Origin of the sequence: Carboxylicivirga longa (genome assembly GCF_050589825.1) — a bacterium.
GTDB lineage: Bacteria > Bacteroidota > Bacteroidia > Bacteroidales > Marinilabiliaceae > Carboxylicivirga > Carboxylicivirga longa.
This window is the reverse complement of the sequence record NZ_JBNGOZ010000005.1, coordinates 113,173-135,375: the sequence shown is the minus strand read 5'-3', so window position 1 is coordinate 135,375 and position 22,203 is coordinate 113,173. Positions and strand designations below refer to the sequence as shown.

Sequence of the window (22,203 nt, the reverse complement as noted above, 5' to 3'; positions counted from 1 at the left end):
TCGCTAGCTGCTAACAGCTAGCAGCTAACAGATAAATAAAATGACATCACAAGAGCTTTTTGAAAATATAAAAAAGAAAAAGAGTTTTTTATGTGTTGGCCTGGATACCGACATTAATAAAATACCCCGCCATTTACTGGACACTACCGATCCAATTTTTGCCTTCAACAAGCAAATAGTTGATGCAACCCACGATGTGGCTATCGCCTATAAGCCTAATCTGGCCTTTTACGAAAGCCTGGGCGTAAATGGCTGGAACTCGTTGGAGAAAACAGTTAATTACATCCGCTATAACTACCCCGATATTTTTATCATTGCGGATGCCAAGCGCGGTGACATTGGCAATACATCGGCCATGTATGCCACTGCCTTCTTCGACCACATGGAGTTCGATGCAGTTACAGTGGCTCCTTATATGGGCGAAGATTCGGTTAAACCCTTCCTAACACATGTTGACAAGTGGGTTATTCTTTTAGCATTAACCTCCAACAAGGGCGCTTTCGATTTTCAGTTTATGGAGCAGGACAACGAAAAGCTTTACGAGAAAGTAATTAAAACCAGTGCTCAATGGGGCTCTGACGAGAACCTGATGTACGTGGTAGGCGCCACCAAAGCTGAAATGCTGGCCGACATACGCAAAATAATTCCCAACCACTTTTTGCTTGTACCGGGCGTAGGAGCACAAGGTGGTAGCCTCGAAGAAGTAGCTAAAAACGGAATGAACAGCAAATGTGGCCTGTTGGTAAACTCAAGCCGGGGCATTATTTATGCCGACAACACCGAAGCGTTCGCCTCCAAGGCCCGCGAAAATGCACTTGCCGTGCAACAGGATATGTCCAAACTACTGTCAGAACATGGTTTGATCTAACAGTAAAATAACAAATACAATAGCGGGCTTGTCTCAACAGTGTATTATTCACTATTAAGACGAGCCCGTTTTCTTTATTCCCCTTGACTCTTTTAGCAATTAAAATTACATTCATAGTTTAAACAAATAGCTATGAATGAAGAATTTCTACAATTCATCTGGCAACAAAAAGCCTATCGCCCCAACTTGGTTTCAACCGACAATGAAACGATCGAAGTCATTCATCCCGGCATCAAAAACACCGATGGCGGCCCAGACTTCTTCAATGCCAAAGTAAAAATTAATGACACCCTATGGGCCGGCAATGTGGAAATTCATATCAACGAGAAGGAATGGTATGAACACAAGCACCACCTCGACCCTACTTATGATAATGTTATCCTCCATGTAGTGCAACAACCCGCTAAGCAAACACTTAACTCCAAAAACAGACCCATTGTTGTTTGCCAGCTTCACATAAGCAATCATCTTATCCACGACTACCAAAAGCTTTATTTTAACGAGCAGTGGATACCCTGCGCCCACGCCATAAATAAAGTAGATCCTTTCAAACGCGACCAATGGCTTAACAGAATGCTGATTGAACGACTGGAGGAGAAAAGCAGACTTATTGACAAACTTCTTAAGGCTACAAATAACAACTGGGATCAGGTATTTTTTATTTTACTGGCACGCAGCTTTGGCTTTGGCACCAATGGTCTGCCTTTTGAAATGATGGCACAACAAACACCCCTCAGCCTCCTACTTAAGCATGCAGGCCAACTTTTTCAGATCGAAGCCATACTATTTGGGCAGGCCGGCTTTCTTGATGCGCCCCGCCACAGCGATGATTACACAAAGACACTTCAACGCGAATATGGCTTTTTGAAAAACAAATACAAGCTACAAGGCATTCAGCAACATCTATGGAAATTTATGCGTCTTCGCCCGATGAATTTTCCTACGGTGCGCATCGCACAACTAGCCAAGCTTATATACCTAACCCGCGGAAGTTTCGACAAGCTACTAACACTTACAAACAATACTGACCCCTTTCAAAAACTAAGTATCGATACCTCTGACTATTGGCTCACTCACTATCAGCTAGGCATTCCTGGTAAAAAGCGTTCAACAAAAATCCTTGGCGAACAATCGACTAAGCGAATAACATACAACACCATTGTGCCTTACATGTTTCTTTATGCGGCAAAACATAAGCAAGAAGAACAAAAAGAAAAAATCATTGACTATCTTTACCAACAGCCCACTGAGAAAAATAGAACACTCGAAAACTGGGCCAACATTGGTGTCATTTCGGAAAATGAAGCGCATGCACAAGCCTTATTGTACCTAAAGAACACCTATTGTGATCACAAAAAGTGTTTAAATTGCCATATCGGACACCAGGTCTTATGCAAAAAGTAGAAAACGACACCGTTTATAACGATACAATAAAAGCCCTGTTCATTGCAGGCGGCCTGCTAATACTCACCATTGCCCTGGGCTCGGCAGGTTATATGACCATTGAAGGGTATGATTTTGTGGATGCCGTTTACATGACGGTAATTACCATGGCCACGGTGGGGTTTCGCGAAGTAATCCCTTTATCGGCAGGCGGTAAAATATTTACAGTTTTTCTTATTATTTTTAGCTTAGGAATTTTCGGTTATGTGATTACACAAATCACACGTATCATTTTCGAAGGTGTTTTACATCAATCATATAAAGCGTACCAATTGAGAAAAAAAATTGTCAAATTAGAAGATCATGTCATCGTGTGCGGCTTTGGGCGCAATGGTTATCAGGCCTGTGTTGAACTTACTGAGCACGGCGAGAAGTTCGTCATCGTTGAAAAGCGTGACCATGTGATTACACGCATTGTTGAAAACCCTGACTTACTCTATGTACAAGGCGATGCCAGCTCCGAAGAAGTATTGGAAGCTGCACAGATACGCAAGGCCAGGGCACTGATTACTGCTTTGCCCAACGATGCTGATAATATGTTTGTGGTACTGACTGCCGCCGAGATGAATCCGGGCTTGAAAATCATAAGCCGTGCCAGCGATTTTCGTTCCGACACCAAACTTCGACGTGCAGGTGCCACCAATGTTATTATGCCCGATCGCATTGGCGGACAACGAATGGCCAAACTGGTAACCCAACCCGATGTGGTGGAGTTCATCGAATACATACTGCTTCAACGATCGAAAGATGTGCAATTGATGGAAATCAACTGCAAGCAGCTGGCTCCTGAAAACCATAAAAAAACCATTCGTGAACTGCGGCTGCGGGAAAAATCCGGTGCCAACCTGGTAGGCATCAAAACGCCAGAAGGAGCCTACATCTACAATCCATCGCCCGACATTGAAATCACACCCGCTGACAAGTTATTTGTACTGGGTTCACCCCAGCAAATCACAGCCTTTGAAGAAATATTACGTGGCCAAATACAAACTATAAGCCCCTGATTGCCTATTTAAGGCCTCACTAATTGATGTCAATACGAAACTTTTTGCAGCCAACACAGTATATAGCCACTTACAATAGTGTTAAATGTTAAGCGCTGTTAATATTTTGGTTCGCTTTTTGATAAGCTTTGGTAGCTTACGACCATTTTACCACCCTAAAATGGCAAAAAAGAGACAATAAGATACGGAAGCTAAAAAACAATAGAAACACCAATACATGTAAATTATGAGCACGAAAAAATTATTTGGATTCGCCGTTCTAAGCCTTATTATTATGCTTGGACTTAACAGTTGTAAGTCGAAAGAAAAGGTATCGACCAACAGCGAAATAGGAACTATCCTGGAAGATATGCCTTGTGAAGACGCCGGTCGCTCCGACAAAAAATTCTTCCGCGCAAGTGCCATGGCCACCAGCTCCGATTTAAGCCTGGCCCAGGAAAAAGCACTACTCAATGCCAAGCAACGTCTGGTAACCCTTATTAGCTCCAATACCAAATCGGTAACTGACCGCTATGTAAATGAGCGTGAATTTGGCGATGCTTCTGAGTTTGAGCAAAAGTTTGAAAACCTCACACGCGAAGTGGCCGATGAAACCATATCGAATGTAGTAGTGGCCTGTCAGAAAAGAAGTGTATTACCCAATGGCAAATACAGAGGTTTTATTGCTGTAGAAGTTAGTAAAGAAGATGTGTTAAACGGTATCAACAACAAAATTTCGAACAACCAGAAATTACAGGTTGATTACGACAAAGCTAAATTTGAAGAAATCTTCAATCAGGAAATGGAGAAAATGGCTGAAGAACGCGGTTTCTAAGCCATTTCAATAATAAATTGAAGCATAAAAGGCAGGTGGGCGTGTGCCTGCTTGTCTTTTTTTGTGTAAAAAACTAGTTTTCATCCGCTTGTCACTTGCAAATAATTACTTATCTTTGCACCCGCTAAATATATTTAAACGAAGTATTATGTACTTAACAAAAGAGAAAAAGCAAGAAATCTTCGAGAAGTACGGGAAGTCGAATACTGATACTGGTTCTACTGAAGGCCAGATTGCATTATTTTCATACCGTATCTCTCATTTGACTGAACACTTAAAGTCAAATCGCAAAGATTATAGCACGCAACACGCATTGATTAAGCTGGTAGGTAAGCGTCGTAGCTTACTTGACTACTTAAAGAAAAAAGATATCGCACGATATCGTACTTTAATTGCTGAATTGGGTATCCGTAAGTAAGCAATTGCAGAAAAAGCATTCAGAAGGCAATTACCACATGGTAGTTGCCTTCTTTGCTTTATAGAAATCTCCTTTCGATCCTACTAAAAAAATATTTTCGTCTAATTTATTAGGGGCTAGCGAAAACAATCCCTATCATTTTTATCGTAATCAAAGTTTAATACATATCTTTGACGGTGATAATAGAAGGATAAAAAAAAGATAAAAAATTGTCATGATTAAACCATTTGAAAAAGTTATTGAACTGGGTGATGGCAGAACAATTACCATTGAAACAGGTAAGTTAGCCAAGCAGGCTGACGGATCGGTAGTTGTAAAAATGGGTAATACCTATTTGTTAGCGACAGTTGTTTCTGCAAAGGAAGCAAAACCAGATGTAGATTTTATGCCGCTAACGGTTGAGTACAAAGAGAAATACGCAGCTGTTGGACGCTTCCCCGGGGGATTCCAAAAAAGAGAAGCGCGTCCATCGGATTATGAAATACTCGTTTCACGTCTTATCGACCGTGCCTTACGTCCACTTTTCCCCGATGATTACCACGCCGACACATTTGTGACGGTAAACCTTATTTCAGCTGATGAAGAAGTGCTACCTGATCAACTGGCAGGTCTGGCTGCTTCTGCATGTTTGGCAGTATCTGATGTGCCCTTTAACGGGCCTATCTCAGAAGTGAGAGTTGCCCGCGTAAATGGTGAACTGCTGGTAAACCCAACTACAACGCAACTGCAGGATGCCGATATGGACATTATTGTGGCCGCTACCCTCGAAAACATTATGATGGTAGAAGGTGAGATGTCGGAAGTATCAGAAGCCGAGCTACTGGAAGCCATGAAGGTGGCACATGATGCGATTAAAGTTCAGTGCCAGGCTCAAATTGAAATGATGGAAGCCCTGGGTAAAACAGAAAAGCGCGAATACTGTCACGAGGAAAACGACGCTGAACTGGAGAAAAAAGTATGGGAAGCCACCTACGATAAAGCCTATGAAGTAGCCAAGTCGGCCAATCCGAATAAGCACGAGCGCATCGATGCTTTTGCGGCTATCTGCGATGAGTTTATCGAAGCCAACTATCCTGAAGATGCCGAAGAAGAGGCACCCGTTGGCCTGATCAAAAAATATTTCCACGACGTGGAGAAGGAAGCCGTTCGTAAAGTTGTATTGGACGAGAAATTCCGTCTCGATGGCCGTAAGACCGATGAGATTCGTCCTATCTGGAGCGAGATAGACTACCTTCCAGGTGCTCATGGATCAGCAGTATTTACCCGTGGTGAAACACAATCGCTTACTACAGTTACACTGGGTACCAAGCTGGATGAGAAGTTAATTGATGATGTGATGAACAAGAGCTACGAGCGTTTCTTACTTCACTACAACTTCCCTCCCTTCTCTACCGGTGACGCACGTCCCGCACGTGGCATCAGCCGTCGTGAGATCGGACACGGTAACCTGGCTTTCCGTGCCCTAAAACGCATGTTACCCGAAGATTATGAGTACACAGTGCGTATCGTATCTGATATTCTTGAGTCAAACGGCTCATCATCAATGGCTACCGTGTGCGCCGGAACACTTGCCTTAATGGATGCCGGTGTACCCATCAAGAAAGCCGTTTCAGGTATTGCCATGGGATTAATTTCCGATAGCAAAACCGGACAATTTGCCGTTCTATCCGACATCTTAGGTGACGAAGACCACCTGGGAGATATGGACTTTAAAGTAACCGGTACACGCGATGGTATCACTGCCACTCAGATGGATATTAAGGTGGATGGTCTGTCATACGAAGTATTGGAACAAGCCCTAAATCAGGCCAAGGCCGGTCGTATGCACATCCTTGACAAGCTGGAAGAGACCATTACCGAGCCACGCGAAGACTACAAACCTCATGCTCCCCGAATTGTTAAATTTGACATTCCAAAGGACATGATTGGTTCAGTAATCGGACCGGGTGGTAAGATCATTCAGGAGATTCAGGCAACCACCGATACAGTAATCACCATCGAAGAAGAAGGTAACTTTGGTAAAGTAGCCATCTCGGCTTCCAACAAAGATGCAATTGATGCAGGTGTAGCCAAGGTAAAAGCCATTGTAGCAGTACCGGAAGTGGGTGAGGTTTACAAAGGTAAAGTTAAGTCAATTGTACCCTTCGGTGCATTTGTTGAAATCATACCCGGAAAAGATGGACTATTACACATCTCTGAAATTGAGTGGAAGCGCCTCGAGAAGGTGGAGGACGCCCTTAAGGAAGGTGATGAAGTAGAGGTTAAGCTCATCGAGGTAGATCAACGCTCTGGCAAATTAAAGCTGTCGCGCAAGGTATTATTACCACGTCCCGACCGCAAGCCAAAGCCTAAAAACGACTAAAAATAAGCTACCATATTTTTAATAAGGCCTGCTCGTTGAGCGGGCCTTTTTTGACTGGTAGTTGATTTTTTGTTATTTTTCAATCTGGAAAACATCATAACAAAGAGATATGAAGCAAGAGGAAGCATTTGACCAACTCAATGCCCAGCTAAAAGACATTCCGAAAGTTGAGATACGCACCTTAAGCCTCGCTGTGTTACCCCGCTTGATGGGTGTGCTTGATAGCCATAGCCACCAATGCAGTCACTGCCGTAAGTATAGCAACGACGGGGCTGCCTTTGTAAGCAATATACGCCCTCTGTTTCAGCAGGATGCCAACATCAACAAACGCTTCGAACAATGGGTTGAGGAAACTCAGAAGCACCTTAAAGCAACACACAAGCAACATGTTAAAGGACGCACAACAGCCACCTACACCACCCTGGGCATGATTAGCGGAAGCTGCTTAGGAGCTTTGATTTCGCTGATGATCGCAAGCGGGCACCTAATGGCAGGCGTAAGTATTGGCTGGGCGATCGGCGTACTCATTGGTTACATCGGCGGTAAGCTGAAAGAGCAAAAACTAAACCAAAAGCAACTACTCTATTAAACGTAAAAACTAACAGTACAAAATCATAAAATTGCATTTCGAAAAACTGGCTTCAAAAGATGTTTTTATCAACCAGAAGCCCCTGTTCGATTTGATGAAAAAGGCAGACTGCAAAGATTAAACTTATGTTTTTGATGATTAAACTGTATATTTTACGTTATTTCTTTATCTTTATTGTTTGATAAGTCTAAATAATGACTTATCTCTATTTTATTTTTTAAAAACATTTTTAATTTTGCAGGAACACTGTAGAATAAAGTCAAAAACAAATAATTGGGTAAACATTATGAAAAGAATTAGAATTTCTCTAATTGCATCTCTGGCCGTTGCAGCTTTGTTAGCAAGCTGTTCTGGTTTAGACAAGATGAACAAAGGTGCGAAGGACGTTAGTTATTCAGTTAATCCTCCCGTATTGGAAGCACACGCTGGTAAGGTTAACTTAGACGTAACAGTTCAGTTCCCCGAAAAATACTTCGACAAAAATGTGACCTTCGAGGCCACTCCTGTTTTGGTTTATGAAGGAGGCGAAACAGCTTTTCCATCATACCGCGTACAAGGTGAAAACGTTGATGGTAATGATAAGGTAATTTCAAACGCTACAGGTGGTTCGTACACTTATAGCGAGTCTGTACCCTATAACGAAAACATGCGTGTATCTGATCTTGTGGTTCGCATCAAGGCAACTAAAGGGTCAACAACCAAAGAATTTGAAGATTATAAAATTGCCGATGGTGTAATTTCTACTTCTGAGTTGGTGGCTAGCCAAGGCGCTCAAGCTGCAATAGGTGAGGATGCTTTCCAACGCATCATTGCTCAATCAAAAGCCGCTGACATCTTCTTCTTAATCCAGCAGGCAAACATCCGCGGTTCGGAATTAAGAAAAGATGAAATCGCAGCTATCAAAGCTTACATGAAAGAGATTAAAGCTACTGATAACATCAACTTCAAAGGCATTGACATCTCAGCTTACGCTTCACCAGACGGTCCTACTGACCTTAACAGCAAATTAGCTACTCGTCGTGAAAAAGTAGCCAAAGACTATCTTGCCCGTGAGATGAGAAAAGCGAAAGTAGAAGGTGGTACTGATGAGGCTAACTACACTTTGAAGAACACACCAGAAGACTGGGAAGGATTCAAAGCACAGATGGAAGCTTCTAACATTCAGGACAAAGAATTAATCCTTCGCGTTCTTTCAATGTACAGCGATCCTGAGGTACGTGAGCGTGAAATCAAGAATATGTCAGAAACTTTCAGCGTAATCGCTGACGAGATTCTACCTAAGCTGCGTCGTTCTAAAATTTCTGTTAACGCAGAAGTTATTGGTAAGAGCGATGAGGAAATTGCTGAGTTAGCTGCAAGCAACCCAAGCGCACTGAACATTGAGGAAATTCTTTATGCTGCTACCCTCACTGAAGATGTAGATGAGCAATTGAAGATTTACAATGACGCTGCTGCTAACTTCCCTAAGTGCTGGAGAGCACAGAACAATATTGGTGTAAGCAAGTACATCAAAGGTGACCTTGCCGGTGCTAAGGCGGCTTTCACAAAAGCCAACAGCATCAAAGGTGGTGTTGCTGAAATCAATAACAACCTGGGTGTTATCGCACTTCGCGAAGGTGATGTAGCCAAAGCTGAAGAGCACTTTGGTGCTGCTGCAGGTGCTGGCGCTGAGCTGGACAACAACTTAGGTATCATCTCTATTTACAAAGGCGATTACGATGCAGCTATCCGTTACTTCGGTAACAGCACAAACTGCAACGCTGCTTTGGCTAAAATCTTAGCCGGTAAATACGATGCTGCTTTATCAACCATCAATGCCAACACAGTGGAAGTAGGTTTCAAATACTACCTGAAAGCCATTGTAGGTGCTAGAACAGCTGAAAGCGACATGATGTTTGACAGCTTGCGTAAGGCTTGTGAACTGGATGCTAAATTCAAAGCTGCTGCCGCTACTGACATGGAGTTTGGCAAGTACTTCGAAGATGCAACATTCAAATCTATCATTCAGTAATTAAAGCAACTGAGATATAACAAAGGGGTGAATTAATATTCACCCCTTTCTTTTTGTCTTTATCGCAAGTACTTAACAGTTATTGCAACTTGCGAAATAACTCCCAAAGCACAATGCCGCAACTCACGGATACATTGAACGAATGCTTGGTGCCATATTGCGGTATTTCAATGCACACATCACTCATGTTCACCACCTTTTGTTGAACACCCTTCACCTCATTACCCAGCACAAGGGCATATTTAGCATTGGCCTGCGGTTCAAAATCCAATAATGAGGTGCTGTTTTCAACCTGTTCAAGACTACAAATAGTCCACCCCTCAGCCTTAAGCTGATCAATGGCACTTGTTGTTTCTTCTACATACTGCCAGTCCACAGCGTCTTCAGCTCCCAGTGCCGTTTTATGGATTTCTTTATTGGGGGGCGTGGCCGTGATGCCACACAGGATAATTTTCTCAACCTTCAGTGCATCACTCGTCCGAAACACCGAACCCACATTATTTAAGCTCCTAATATTATCCATTACAATAGCAATGGGCATCTTTGTAATTTCTTTATACTCCTCAACGCTTAAGCGCTTTAACTCGCTCGTTCTTAATTTTCTCATTCATCATTATTTTGACAACAAAAATAGCACTATTCCTGTTTCTAAGATAATTAATAATAAATGTACCCTTTTGTAGAAATACTAAATCCCGCTAATTATGAATATTCATGAGTACCAAGGAAAAGAAATACTAAAATCATTTGGTGTAGCCATACAGGAAGGCATTGTAGCCGACACACCAGAGAAAGCAGTTGAGGCCGCTAAGCGGCTGCAAGCCGAAACGGGAACCAGCTGGTGGGTAGTGAAAGCACAGATACACGCGGGCGGACGCGGGAAAGGCGGTGGTGTAAAATTAGCCAAGTCGCTCGATGAAGTAAAGCAACTATCGAAACAGATTATTGGTATGAACCTAATTACCCATCAAACGGGATCTGATGGTAAGAAGGTTAACAAGGTACTGATTGCCCAGGATGTATATTACCCTGGTGAAAATCCAACGGCCGAATTTTATATGAGTGTATTACTCAACCGAAGTAGCGGTAAAAATATCATCATGTACTCCACCGAAGGAGGTATGGACATAGAAGAGGTAGCCGACAAAACCCCCCACCTTATCCATAAAGAAGAAATAGATCCCGGCCTTGGTCTTCAAGCCTTCCAGACCCGTAAAATCGCCTTTAACCTAGGGCTGTCAGGTGCCGCCATGAAGTCCATGACCCAATTTGTATCTGCCTTATACAAGGCCTACGAAGCCACCGACTCATCCATGTTTGAAATCAATCCGGTACTAAAAACATCGGATGATAAAATACTGGCGGTAGATGCTAAAGTAAATCTTGATGATAACGCTCTGTTCCGTCATCCAGACTATGCTGCCTTGCGTGACCTCTCGGAGGAAGATCCTGCCGAGACCGAAGCCGCTAAAAGCAACCTTAACTTTGTAAAACTTGATGGCAATGTGGGCTGTATGGTAAATGGCGCAGGCCTTGCCATGGCCACAATGGATATCATTAAGCTGTCGGGCGGCGATCCTGCTAACTTCCTGGATGTGGGGGGTGGTGCTAATGCCAGTACTGTAGAAGCGGGTCTCAAAATTATTTTGGATGACCCCAATGTAAAAGCCATACTCATTAACATTTTTGGAGGGATTGTACGCTGCGACCGCGTTGCCAATGGTGTTGTTGAAGCCTATAAAAACATTGGTGAAATAAACATCCCCATCATTGTACGCCTACAAGGTACCAATGCCGAGGGAGGTAAAAAAATCATAGATGAATCGGGACTTAAAGTGTACTCCGCCATCACCCTGCAGGAAGCAGCTGATCGCGTGCAAGAAATTGTGAATTAGGAAGCCACAGTTTTAAAAAGCGGGATGACCACTCAGTGATTTTCCCGCTTTTATATTTTCAGCATAGTACTACCAGCTAACCGGCTTACGGCGCACCGGCATACTCATGCATCGGGCACCACCTCCTCCACGCGATAATTCTGATCCGCCAATCGTAACCACACACTTGTCATAATCGGCTACTTTTACTTCACCGCTGATTACATCATTGGCCTTAAGAATCTCAAAACCATGCTTATTCATCTCTTCCATGGTATGCACATTACGAGCATAGCCCAACACCTTACCCGGTGCCATCGCAAAGAAGTTAGCACCACTATGCCACTGCTCCCGCTCCTGTGTCCATATATCACCCGATCCACCGCAGTAAATAGGCTTCATATCCATTCCCAACTCTTTCAGGCAGCTCACCAGGTTAGACTTCTTCTCTATGGAGGCCACTTCTCCATTATCCACCGTAATTAATATGGTACTGTAACGACTGTCTTTCATAATCAGGGGCTCATACACCATGCAAGCATCTCTATCCAGAAAGGTAAAAACCATATCAAGGTGTATGAATGACTCGGGCTGGGAGGGCAACTGTTGCACCACAACATACTGCCGCTCCTTACGCTGCTTCAATTGATTGACAATGAAGTCAATACCCTGCGACGATGTACGGGCACTATTACCGATCACCAACACATCTTCGCGCGCAATGTGCACATCACCACCCTCGATCATCGATTCGACACCCACATTATAAAAATTAAGGGGATTTACCGTTTGCGTTCTAAAACGATCGGAATGATTAAAGATGGCTTCCATTACCATGGCCTCGCGTTCGCGCACCTTATTGGCCATTTTTGAAATAAGCACTTTATCGTACATGCTTACACTGGCATCGCGGGTAAAAAAGAAATTATGAAGCGGCCGCAACGAATAACGATCGTCTGACAAAAAGGTAGTCAGTGAATCCGTCTTTTGGCTCACACCCTCAATAAGCTGGCGTGCCAGCTCTGGGGCAGGTAAGGCCAACAAATCTTCTTTGATATTTAACACCTGCTCATAAGTACATATTTTCTCTATCAGGCTTAGCTTTATTTTAGGCTGCTCCAATATCTCAGCCAGCAAATCTTTGACCTGATAGGTCGGTGTCACTGTTTCGAGCACACCAGCAAACTGCCGGTACTCCTCCACGGCTACCGATAAATTCAGAATATCACTATACAGGGCTCGCTCAGCATTGGATGGGGTCATGTTTTCCACTTCCTTCCCCGGCGTGTGCAAAATAACACCTTCCAGCTCTCCTATCTCAGAGAAGACACCGGTATCAATGGTTTTTATCATGGACAATTGGTTTAAAATTTTAGGTTCTTCGTGTCGCAAATTTAAAAACCATGATCCATTAAAAAAATGATTGAATGCACTTCTTTAATAAGTTTATAACGAGGCATTAATATACATCTTCATGGCATAAATATACAGTTAATATGCCCATTTACGAGAGCGAAAACAAAAAACTCATCTTTGGTGGTAAGGGCAACTCATGCGCCACCCTTTTCTTATCCCAGCGCTCAAATAGAGCTTGTTGATACAGCTTAGCCCGATCACCATCATTCGCAAAAACAACCGCCTTCAGTTTTCCTTCTGAAAAATACATGATACGCAGTATATTACCATGCCTTTGCTCCTGCACCTCATCAACATCAGGAATAACCGCCTCGTAACCGCCTGAAAAAAGATATAAACCAAACACATTTGTTTTTAACCGGAAGGGAGGCAGGGTATGAGCACTAGGCTTATCCAACAGATTTAAAGCTGCCAGCTGCCCCTGATGCTCGGCAGCATGCCACAGTCCCGTAACCACCCCGTTCTTATGCTGAGCCACATCGCCCGCTGCCAGAATATCCTTATCAGAGGTTTGCAAATATTCGTCCACAATAATACCTTGCCCTACCTTAAGGCCTGCTTTACGCCCCAGCTCCACATTGGGCAAGGCACCAGTACAGGCGATCACAGCATCAAACTCAAGGTTTTCACCATTCAGACGGGTATGATACACGCCATCGACCTCAGTGATGCTATTGACCGACACGCCCTTAAAGAGCCTTACCCCGTGCGCTTCCATCCGCTCCTCGAGCAATCGGGTAATCGTTTCAGGAAATAATTTTTGCAAGGGTAATTGCATACGATTGGCCACAATCACCTGCTTACCTTTACGCACAAGCTGATCAGCCGTTTCGATGCCTTCAACACCGGCTCCAATAATCAGGAAGCGTTGCTTATTATTACATGCCGCCAATACCCTATCTACATCAGCAGCATTTTGAACACTGTGTATTTGCTGGCTATCAAGACCACTAATAACAGGCACTACTGAGATGGCACCGGTGGCCAGCAATAGTTTGCCATAACTAAAAACCTTCCCGCTTTTCGTACTGATCATCCGTTCATTACTATCTATATTAATCACCCGATCGTACAGCAGAGTAACATTCTGATCGGAATACCACTGCGGGTCCGCCATCTTAAAATCATCTTTACCAAAGCCACGCACCATATTTTTGTTAATCTTGGTACGTTTATAGGGTAGGCGATCTTCGCCATGTATTAACAAGACAGGACGCTGATCGTTGTGCTTGCGCAAAGTGCGGATAAAGCTTATGGCGGCAATGCTCGCACCAACGGCTATTATGGGATAAGTGTTTGAACTCATATCTTAGTTTTTATGGACAAATACCAGATGATAATTGATATCTTTGTCACCTTTACTGTTAATAACAATCCGAAAGTATTTGGGTTGAATAGGGTGTGAAAGAATGAAACCAATTACAATACTTATACTTTTTATTATTACGCCACTCTTTTATGGCAAGGCACAGCAAAATATTGACTTTCGCATATTTAATAATGCAGGAGAACTGCGATCCATTTACGTGCAACAACACCGCCTCGGCACCAAATACAGACTGAACCTTGATGCAGGCTCATACCTGGGGCTGGGCGATAATACATGGACGCGTTGGGGCTTTCGGGGTAGCCTTCAGACCATTGTTTCTCACCTTATTAAAGTAGACGCCGGATTGATGTATAACCGGGTATTTACTTTGCATACCAACCCGGGATCAGAGAAGGAAAGCAAAAACATACGCCATGAATACCGGCCCCACCAATCCCTGAACGCGTCCTATCCACGCTTTAAAAGCTCAGCACTACAACATCGTTTCCGTTTGGAAGAGCGTATTTTCCGCAGTTCTGATGATAAATATTTTAAGATGCGCCTACGCTACCGCATTTCGCATCAAGGGCGTTTCGACGGTAAAGCCATCGCTCCCAAGTCACTCTTCTACAGTGCCTCGGCCGAACTCTACTTTAATGTATACGAAGAGGCTGATGATGTTTTTTTAACACAGGGACGTTATGGTCTGGGGCTGGGCTACCAGATCAGTTCGAAACTAAGTGCCGACATTAACCATTATCTGCAACATAGCAAGAGCAGTCATGAAAGGCCTGCATCAACCAGCTCCATATTTCAAATCACCCTGCGTCAGAAATTTTATTGGATGAATTAATAAATTACGAGTAATGCTGTTATTTTAGCACCAAAACACCAAGAAATGAATAATCCGGCAACACAAAAAGCAATTACCAAATTTCTGTTACACCTGCATCCGCCAAGGGTTAACAAACAAGCTATAAAATACACCCGCACCTTTGGCTTAGGAGGCATTGCCGCCTTACTGTTTATCTTACTCTTTATTAGTGGCATGCTGCTTCGCTTTGTCTATGTGCCTTCTGTCAAAGGTGCATATGACTCCATTCAATACCTGCAACAGGAAGTATTTTTTGGTCAGCTGCTTCGTAATATGCATTATTGGTGTGGCATGCTGCTGGTTATTGTTTCTTTCTTACACCTCATCCGGGTATTTTACAGCAACTCCATTTATCACGAACGACGTAAAAACTGGTTGTACGGCTTATTATTAATGTTTTTAGTCATTATGTCGAACTTCACAGGCTACCTACTTCCATGGGATCAACTGGCCTATTGGGCGGTAACCATTATGACCAACATGCTCAGCTATATACCCCTGATTGGCGATGCCCTTGCCTCATTGGTGCGGGGTGGCAGCGAGGTGAATGAGGGCACCCTTTTGCGCTTTTATCATTTCCACACAGGCTTGTTGCCTTTGTTAATGGTTTTTGTAATGAGTATCCACTTCTGGCTGGTGCGTAAAGCCAAGGGAGTGACAGTGGCTGACAGCACTAAGACAGAAATGGTAAAGACGCATCCGGAACTTCTCTACAAGGAAATTGTAGTAGCCCTGGGACTTCTGCTGGCCATCCTCCTTTCTTCTATGCTGGTAAACGCCCCTTTACTTGACAAGGCCAACCCTTTGGAGAGTCCTAACCCCAGCAAGGCCCCCTGGTATTTTATGGGCTTTCAGGAGCTGCTACTGCACCTGCATCCGGGCATTGGTATCTTTATCGTGCCGCTTCTTGTCATCGCTCTGTTTGTTTACATTCCATATATAAAAGGATTAGAGGTAAATGTAGGCGTTTGGTTTAATAGCCCCAAGGGCAAAGCCATCACCGTATATTCAATTATTTATGCCCTGTTCATTACTTTACTCATCATACCGGGTACCGAATACTTTCTTAAATTCCAAGCCTGGTGGCCCGAAGCACCCATACTACTTACCACCGGACTTTTACCCTTACTACTATACATGGTTCCGGGCGCTGCTTTTATTGCCATTGTAAAAATAAAACTCAAAGCCAATGCGCTAGAGCTGATAATGAGCGTAGTAAGCATATTATTAACGTCTTACCTGGTAATGACCTTGGTGGGCAGCCTGCTGCGGGGAGAGGGAATGCATTTATTTGCCTAACGATTAAAAACAACTGATGAGTTTTATAGAAAAAATAACACGACGACGCTTTATTAAAAGAGCCATACTAACCATTGTATCACTCGAATTGGTGTATGTATTTGTTAAGCTCCTGAAGAAAGGAGGTGAGCAGCCGCAACCCACCGGCCTGTTCGATGCCGGTGAAGTAGCGCTGTTTGATAAGGGCAAGGTTTACCCATTCAGCAGCGAGCGTTTTTACCTGTCGCGCCTAAAGGATGGTGGCTTTCTGGCTTTATCTACCAAGTGTACCCACCTGGGCTGCGCTGTTCAGTATAAACAAAAAGACGATAAATTTCTGTGCCCCTGTCATGCTTCAGCCTTCAACCGAAGAGGCGAAGTGCTGGCTCCCCCGGCCACAAGGGCACTAGATGTCCTACCCATTACCATTGCCAATGGTCGGGTGTGGGTGAACACTAATAAACCCATCAAACGTTCAAAGCACAACCGTTCACAAATAAGCTATGCGTAATGATTAATACCCAACGATATAACAACCTAATGCTGGTACTGGCCGGTGCTTTAATTTTACTATTTCCCGCCTACCTGCTCATACAGACCTACCGCCCGGCACAAACAGGCATAACAGATCAAACACCCCAATTTGTAGGACGCGAGACCTGTATCGAATGCCATCTGCCCGAATACAACGATTGGTTAGGGTCTCATCACGACCGTGCCATGGATATCGCCACTGACTCAACGGTGCTGGCCAACTTTAACAATGTGAGCATAGAAGGCAATGGCATGACACACCGCGCCTTTAAAAAAGACGGTAAGTTTATGGTGAATACCGATGGCCCCGATGGTACCCTACAGGATTTTGAGGTAAAATACGTGTTTGGCTTTACCCCGTTACAGCAATTCCTGGTTGAATTTGAAGGTGGTCGCCTGCAAACGCTCCCCCTCACTTGGAACACCTTGGACAGTGTATGGTATCACATGGTGGACTCCATCTACACCAACGAAGATATACATCATGACAACTGGCTGCACTGGACCAATCAGGCACAAAACTGGAACAGCATGTGTGCCGATTGCCACTCCACCAACCTGCAGAAGAACTATGATCACATTAACGATACTTACCACACCACCTGGTCGGAGATTGATGTAAGCTGCGAGGCCTGCCATGGCCCCTCGTCGAACCACCTCAAGTGGGCCGCTTTGCCTGAGTATGCCCGTGACGAATATGAAAACTATGGCTTACCCATAAAAACCAGCGGCATCAGCAACGAGCAGTATGTTGATAACTGTGCCCGCTGCCATTCGCGCCGCAGTGCACTCAGCGATTTCGATTATAGCACCCACAACATTCATAACCATATTATCCCCAACCTGCCCGATGTACCGACCTGGCACCTCGATGGTCAGATACTGGAGGAAGATTATGTGTATGCTTCCTTCATCCAAAGTAAAATGTACACCAAGGAACGTGAGGTACAGTGCAACGATTGTCACAATGTGCACAGCGGAAAGTTGCTGTTCGGAACCGACTATAACAAACTGTGTTTGCAATGCCACACTGGCGACATATATGACACACCCGACCACCATTTTCATAAAACCGAAGGGATGGAGGGTGATGCTGTCATCTCCGATTCGGGCGTGAAGTTTGAGGTGGGTTCCGGTGCTCTGTGCATCAATTGCCACATGCATGGGCAATATTATATGGGCGTTGATTACCGGCGCGACCATAGCTTCCGCATCCCGCGCCCCGATCTATCCATCAAATATGGAGTACCCAACGCATGTAATCAATGCCATGCTGATAAAAGCAATCAGTGGTCGGAAAACTATATTACCAAGTGGTATGGCGAAAATCGAAATTTTCATTTCGCCCAGGCCTTTGATGCCGCACGACAAGGTAAGCCTGAAGGACTACAACGCTTAAAAGGCATTATCAACGACGACCTCTACCCACACAGTATCCGAAGCCTGTCCATTCAATACATGGGTAACTATTTTCAGGATACCCTGAAACAAGAGGTAGAAAACTACCTGTCCAGCCTCTATCCGGATATGCGCCTTGCTGCCCTAAGAGCCATTCAAATGACCAGCGAGGCTGACGCCGATCGGCTGTTTGCAATGCTACGCGACGACACCAAGGCGGTGCGAACCGAAGCAGCACGTATGCTGTCAACAATGGGCGATGCTCAAATACCCGCGCAACATCGCAAGGCCTATGATATAGCCATAAAAGAGTATGAAGATATTTTGATTTACAACGCCGATTTCCCCATTGGCAAATTTAACCTGGGCAATTTCTACTATAACCGGGGGGCATACAACGATGCTGAACGATTCTACCTGAAAGCGCTGGAGCAAGATGAAGAGTTACACTTTGTAAAGCTCAACCTGGCCTATCTCTACAACCGCATGCAAAAAAATGCTGCGGCAAAGCCTCTGTTCGAGGCCTACCTGAAGGAGGAGCCCGAAGATGCTGCCGCGCTCTATTCCTTCGGTCTGTTGCTGTCAGAAATGCAGCAGTATGATGCCTCGCTTAAAAACTTGATAAAGGCATACTCTTTAGATCCGGATCGCCCCAGGGTGGCTCATAACATTGCTATGATGTTCGATTTCATAGGTGATAAAATAAAAGCTGAGCAATACCTGAAAAAGGAAATTAAGCTCGTCGATTCGTACAACAGCAATGCCGAGCTCCTGCGTTTTTACTTAAATAACCGGATGAACAAAAAGGCGCGCACACTGGCTGAAAGCATGTTAGTTAAATACCCTGATGCCGAAGAGCTGAAGCAAGTGGTAACACAGCTAAGTCAATAAAAAGCCAACACCGGAGGTAGCCAAAACAACGCTGCCTCCGGTGCTTTTATAAACCTTTGTGCAAAGAGTCATGTTCTCCATAAAAGCAAAAATAATATATTTGCTTTGTCGGACGCACCCCTATCTCATACCCAGGCCTTATCCCAGGCAATACAATAAAAATGATAATTGAATACACTCGCTACACAAATAATGAAAAATAAAAACTGACCAAATGAAACAATTATTTTCACTTGCCCTCGCACTATTTTTAGTGTTAGGCAACACCAGTGCACAGTTCGATTTGAACGCACCTGTGCCCATCGACCCAGAGATTAGGACGGGCGTACTTGACAATGGACTGACCTATTACATTCGTCATAATAAAGAACCCAAAGAACGCGCCAGCTTTTACATCATACAAAATGTGGGTGGTATTCTGGAAGATGACTCACAAGACGGACTGGCCCACTTCCTGGAACACATGGCCTTTAACGGCACCAAGCATTTCCCCGGCAAAGGAGTGATCTCCTCACTGGAGAAACACGGAATTGCCTTTGGCCGTAACATCAATGCCTACACAGCGCAGGATGAAACTGTGTATAATATTTCCAACGTGCCGGTAGCTCCCAATGGACTGATGGATACTTGCCTGCTTATCCTGCACGATTGGTCGAACTATCTCTTGCTGGAAGAAGAAGAGATTGATGCCGAGCGCGGGGTTATATCAGAGGAGTGGCGTACACGCCGCGATGCTAGTTTCCGGACACGTGCCAAAATGATGCCTGCTTTAATGAATAACTCCAAATATGCAGAACGCGACGTGATTGGAGAGCTGGACGTGATTAAAGGCTTTGACTACGATGAGTTGCGCCGTTTCTACCACGACTGGTACCGCACCGACCTACAAGCCGTTGCTGTGGTAGGAGATTTTGATGCAGCCGAAATGGAGCAAAAAGTAATTAAACTCTTTTCGAAGATACCGGCGATTAGCAACCCCAAGAAACGTTACGAAGTGAACGTGGAACCCAAGGATGAGACGACTTTTCAACTCGCTCTCGACAAGGAAAATCCACAATCAAGCGTAGCCATGTACATCCGCCATAAAGCAGAATCTGCGGACGACAAGAATTACAATACCCTGCTTACCAATTATATGAGGAGCCTCATTCGCAGCATGGCTGCCAACCGCATTAACGAACTACTGCAAAAAGGCAATCCTCCTTTTATCAATGCCTCGATAGGGTTTTCTGACTATCCTCGCACCGTAAGCATGCTGAGCATTAACACAACGGCCAAGGAAAATGAAGAAGCCAAGGCTTTTGAAGCCATATTAACCGAAGTAGAGCGCATCAAACGCTTTGGTTTTACATCCGGAGAACTGGAACGTGCCCAAACAGCGATGCTCCTTAATTTCGAGAATTACTATAAGCAGCGCGATAAAATTAATCACGACAGCTACTGTCGCGAAATTGCAGAATTGTATCTTGAAAACGTACCCACGCCAGGCATCGAATACGAATATGAATTTGCGAAGCAGGTTATCCCTTCCATCACAACGGATGAGCTGAAAGCCTATTTTAATAAGATGTACACGGATGAAAACCGGGTGATCATTGTAAGTGGACCAGAAAAAGAAGGCATTACACATCTTGATAAGGACAAAGCCTTCGCCATAGTAAATGCAGTAGAAAGCAATACTGCCATTGACGCCTATATTGATGAAGTAGTAAACACCTCGCTGGTAGAAGAGTTACCCGTAGAAGGCAAGGTGATATCGGAACGTGAGCTACCCGAGCTGGATGCCGTTGAATGGACCCTTAACAACAACACAAAAGTGGTATATCGCTTTGCCGATTACAATAAAAATCAGGTAGCCATGACCAGCTACAGCAAGGGTGGATCGTCATTGTACGATGTTAAAGACCTACCATCGGCAAGTATGGCAGCTGATTTCATTCCAGCCTCAGGAATTGGCAACTATGATGCCATATCCCTACAAAAAGCCCTGAGTGGCAAGAGTGTGTCTGTTGACTTTAACATTGGAGGCCTCTCTGAGTCAATTAATGGGAAATGTCGCACTCAGGATTTTGAAACCATGATGCAGTTGGCTTATCTGCATTTTGAGCAGCCCCGCTTTGATGAGGAGGCTCACAATGCGCTAATGGCACGTTACAAGGCCTATGTGGCTAATATGGGTGATAATCCTAAAAAAATTATGCAGGATAGCATCAGCCAGATACGCTCTAACTATCACGAGCGCAACCTGATTTTTGATACTGAATACCTGAATAGGGTATCCTTTGATCGCATGCAAGCCATTTACAAGGAGCGCTTTAGTAATGCGGCCGACTTCACTTTTTTCATTGTGGGCGATATCGATAAAGAGACAGCCAAAAGCATAGCATGCAAATATTTGGGTGCCATTAACTCGGAGGAAACACGCGAAAACTGGGTGGATAACAATGTTGAAGGTCCTGAAGGCCTTACGCAAAAAACCATACCGTTAAAGCTTACAGAACCTAAAGCTACCGTATCGATCTTCTATAATAGCGACCTTGACTATACACCACAAAATCGCATTGGCATGTCGGTACTAAGTTCGGTTTTAAGACTGCGCTACACCGAAAGCATCCGCGAAAAGGAAGGTGGCACCTACGGAGTTGCCGTACAATCATCCACCAGTCACTACCCGGATGCTGAAGGCATTTTGGCCATTCAATTCGACTGTGACCCGGAACGTGCTAGCGAACTTATTCCCCTGGTTTATGCCGAAATTGATAAGCTGATGAAGGAGGGGGCTACCCGCGAGGATTTGGATAAGACACGCAAGAACATGCTGAAGAGCCGAGCCGAGAGCAAAGAGCACAATGCCTACTGGATGAATAACATCCGTGGCTATTACATCGATGGTACTAACATGGCGCTGACTGAAAATTACGAAGACGTAATCGAAAGCATCGATGCCAAGAGCACCAAAAAACTGGCCAAGAAATTCTTCAAGAAAGCCGATAAGATAGAGGTGGTATTTGTTCCGCAAGAGGACTAATCACCATCATTGAAATTGGAAAAGGCAGCCGAAGAGGTTGCCTTTTTTTATGGACGCACCTCGCACAAAGCTATCCTATTTTTTGCCATCCT

General features: G+C 44.3%; 17 protein-coding genes. 14 read left to right on the top strand and 3 right to left on the bottom strand.

Annotated elements, in window-relative coordinates:
• The first annotated feature begins 40 nt into the window (after window positions 1-40).
• From pyrF to ACRD7A_RS06045, 8 genes are all read left to right on the top strand, one after another.
• Window positions 41-868: an orotidine-5'-phosphate decarboxylase gene (gene pyrF, locus ACRD7A_RS06080; protein ID WP_430810245.1), complete on the top strand. Its 828-nt coding sequence runs from the start codon at window positions 41-43 to the stop codon at window positions 866-868.
• A gap of 132 nt (window positions 869-1,000) precedes the next feature.
• On the top strand, window positions 1,001-2,272 hold the full coding sequence (locus ACRD7A_RS06075) for a DUF2851 family protein (RefSeq protein ID WP_430810244.1): 1,272 nt from the start codon (window positions 1,001-1,003) through the stop codon (window positions 2,270-2,272).
• Window positions 2,260-3,315, top strand: a complete 1,056-nt coding sequence (locus ACRD7A_RS06070) for a potassium channel family protein (protein ID WP_430810243.1) — start codon at window positions 2,260-2,262, stop codon at window positions 3,313-3,315. Before ACRD7A_RS06075 ends, ACRD7A_RS06070 begins: the two co-directional genes overlap by 13 nt.
• A gap of 226 nt (window positions 3,316-3,541) precedes the next feature.
• A complete protein-coding gene (locus ACRD7A_RS06065; RefSeq protein WP_430810242.1) occupies window positions 3,542-4,129 on the top strand; it encodes a hypothetical protein in 588 nt (195 codons plus the stop codon).
• Between the two features lie 148 nt (window positions 4,130-4,277).
• On the top strand, window positions 4,278-4,547 hold the full coding sequence (gene rpsO, locus ACRD7A_RS06060) for a 30S ribosomal protein S15 (RefSeq protein ID WP_430810241.1): 270 nt from the start codon (window positions 4,278-4,280) through the stop codon (window positions 4,545-4,547).
• A gap of 214 nt (window positions 4,548-4,761) precedes the next feature.
• Window positions 4,762-6,909, top strand: a complete 2,148-nt coding sequence (pnp, locus tag ACRD7A_RS06055) for a polyribonucleotide nucleotidyltransferase (RefSeq protein WP_430810240.1) — start codon at window positions 4,762-4,764, stop codon at window positions 6,907-6,909.
• A 109-nt stretch (window positions 6,910-7,018) separates the two neighbouring features.
• On the top strand, window positions 7,019-7,498 hold the full coding sequence (locus ACRD7A_RS06050) for a hypothetical protein (protein ID WP_430810239.1): 480 nt from the start codon (window positions 7,019-7,021) through the stop codon (window positions 7,496-7,498).
• 286 nt (window positions 7,499-7,784) lie between these two features.
• A complete protein-coding gene (locus ACRD7A_RS06045; protein WP_430810238.1) occupies window positions 7,785-9,509 on the top strand; it encodes a tetratricopeptide repeat protein in 1,725 nt (574 codons plus the stop codon).
• Between the two features lie 79 nt (window positions 9,510-9,588).
• On the opposite strand, the gene ACRD7A_RS06040 is transcribed toward ACRD7A_RS06045, so the two are convergent.
• Complete coding sequence (locus tag ACRD7A_RS06040) at window positions 9,589-10,116, bottom strand: RNA methyltransferase (RefSeq protein WP_430810237.1); 528 nt, start codon at window positions 10,114-10,116, stop codon at window positions 9,589-9,591.
• A 97-nt stretch (window positions 10,117-10,213) separates the two neighbouring features.
• Here ACRD7A_RS06040 and sucC point away from each other — a divergent pair, with 97 nt between their 5' ends.
• Entirely contained in the window at window positions 10,214-11,404 is a 1,191-nt protein-coding gene (gene sucC, locus ACRD7A_RS06035; RefSeq protein ID WP_430810236.1) for an ADP-forming succinate--CoA ligase subunit beta, read from the top strand.
• Window positions 11,405-11,473: 69 nt separating this feature from the next.
• Here the strand turns inward: sucC and ACRD7A_RS06030 are convergent, their stop codons facing one another.
• Window positions 11,474-12,736 carry an arginine deiminase gene (locus ACRD7A_RS06030; protein ID WP_430810235.1) on the bottom strand — a complete coding sequence of 421 codons (1,263 nt, stop codon included), beginning with the start codon at window positions 12,734-12,736 and terminating at the stop codon, window positions 11,474-11,476.
• A 151-nt stretch (window positions 12,737-12,887) separates the two neighbouring features.
• Window positions 12,888-14,105: an NAD(P)/FAD-dependent oxidoreductase gene (locus ACRD7A_RS06025; RefSeq protein ID WP_430810234.1), complete on the bottom strand. Its 1,218-nt coding sequence runs from the start codon at window positions 14,103-14,105 to the stop codon at window positions 12,888-12,890.
• 103 nt (window positions 14,106-14,208) lie between these two features.
• Here ACRD7A_RS06025 and ACRD7A_RS06020 point away from each other — a divergent pair, with 103 nt between their 5' ends.
• The 5 genes from ACRD7A_RS06020 to ACRD7A_RS06000 all read left to right on the top strand — a co-directional run bounded on the left by ACRD7A_RS06020 (window position 14,209) and on the right by ACRD7A_RS06000 (window position 22,111).
• Window positions 14,209-14,961 carry a DUF2490 domain-containing protein gene (locus tag ACRD7A_RS06020; RefSeq protein WP_430810233.1) on the top strand — a complete coding sequence of 251 codons (753 nt, stop codon included), beginning with the start codon at window positions 14,209-14,211 and terminating at the stop codon, window positions 14,959-14,961.
• Window positions 14,962-15,006: 45 nt separating this feature from the next.
• Complete coding sequence (locus ACRD7A_RS06015; protein ID WP_430810232.1) at window positions 15,007-16,281, top strand: cytochrome b N-terminal domain-containing protein; 1,275 nt, start codon at window positions 15,007-15,009, stop codon at window positions 16,279-16,281.
• A 16-nt stretch (window positions 16,282-16,297) separates the two neighbouring features.
• Window positions 16,298-16,771: a QcrA and Rieske domain-containing protein gene (locus ACRD7A_RS06010; protein WP_430810231.1), complete on the top strand. Its 474-nt coding sequence runs from the start codon at window positions 16,298-16,300 to the stop codon at window positions 16,769-16,771.
• A complete protein-coding gene (locus ACRD7A_RS06005) occupies window positions 16,771-19,083 on the top strand; it encodes a cytochrome c3 family protein (RefSeq protein ID WP_430810230.1) in 2,313 nt (770 codons plus the stop codon). The genes ACRD7A_RS06010 and ACRD7A_RS06005 overlap by 1 nt, the downstream gene beginning before the upstream one ends.
• Before the next feature lie 214 nt (window positions 19,084-19,297).
• Window positions 19,298-22,111 (top strand): M16 family metallopeptidase, encoded by a 2,814-nt coding sequence (locus tag ACRD7A_RS06000; RefSeq protein WP_430810229.1) that lies wholly within the window; start codon window positions 19,298-19,300, stop codon window positions 22,109-22,111.
• The last annotated feature ends 92 nt before the right edge of the window (window positions 22,112-22,203 follow it).

Coding starts and splice junctions, on each gene's coding strand:
- pnp (WP_430810240.1), top strand. CDS start 4,762: ATGATTAAACCATTTGAAAAAGTTATTGAACTGGGTGATGGCAGAACA.
- ACRD7A_RS06030 (WP_430810235.1), bottom strand. CDS start 12,736: ATGATAAAAACCATTGATACCGGTGTCTTCTCTGAGATAGGAGAGCTG.
- ACRD7A_RS06015 (WP_430810232.1), top strand. CDS start 15,007: ATGAATAATCCGGCAACACAAAAAGCAATTACCAAATTTCTGTTACAC.
- rpsO (WP_430810241.1), top strand. CDS start 4,278: ATGTACTTAACAAAAGAGAAAAAGCAAGAAATCTTCGAGAAGTACGGG.
- ACRD7A_RS06050 (WP_430810239.1), top strand. CDS start 7,019: ATGAAGCAAGAGGAAGCATTTGACCAACTCAATGCCCAGCTAAAAGAC.
- ACRD7A_RS06065 (WP_430810242.1), top strand. CDS start 3,542: ATGAGCACGAAAAAATTATTTGGATTCGCCGTTCTAAGCCTTATTATT.
- ACRD7A_RS06025 (WP_430810234.1), bottom strand. CDS start 14,105: ATGAGTTCAAACACTTATCCCATAATAGCCGTTGGTGCGAGCATTGCC.
- pyrF (WP_430810245.1), top strand. CDS start 41: ATGACATCACAAGAGCTTTTTGAAAATATAAAAAAGAAAAAGAGTTTT.
- ACRD7A_RS06020 (WP_430810233.1), top strand. CDS start 14,209: ATGAAACCAATTACAATACTTATACTTTTTATTATTACGCCACTCTTT.
- ACRD7A_RS06040 (WP_430810237.1), bottom strand. CDS start 10,116: ATGAGAAAATTAAGAACGAGCGAGTTAAAGCGCTTAAGCGTTGAGGAG.
- ACRD7A_RS06010 (WP_430810231.1), top strand. CDS start 16,298: ATGAGTTTTATAGAAAAAATAACACGACGACGCTTTATTAAAAGAGCC.
- ACRD7A_RS06070 (WP_430810243.1), top strand. CDS start 2,260: ATGCAAAAAGTAGAAAACGACACCGTTTATAACGATACAATAAAAGCC.
- sucC (WP_430810236.1), top strand. CDS start 10,214: ATGAATATTCATGAGTACCAAGGAAAAGAAATACTAAAATCATTTGGT.
- ACRD7A_RS06075 (WP_430810244.1), top strand. CDS start 1,001: ATGAATGAAGAATTTCTACAATTCATCTGGCAACAAAAAGCCTATCGC.
- ACRD7A_RS06005 (WP_430810230.1), top strand. CDS start 16,771: ATGATTAATACCCAACGATATAACAACCTAATGCTGGTACTGGCCGGT.
- ACRD7A_RS06000 (WP_430810229.1), top strand. CDS start 19,298: ATGAAACAATTATTTTCACTTGCCCTCGCACTATTTTTAGTGTTAGGC.
- ACRD7A_RS06045 (WP_430810238.1), top strand. CDS start 7,785: ATGAAAAGAATTAGAATTTCTCTAATTGCATCTCTGGCCGTTGCAGCT.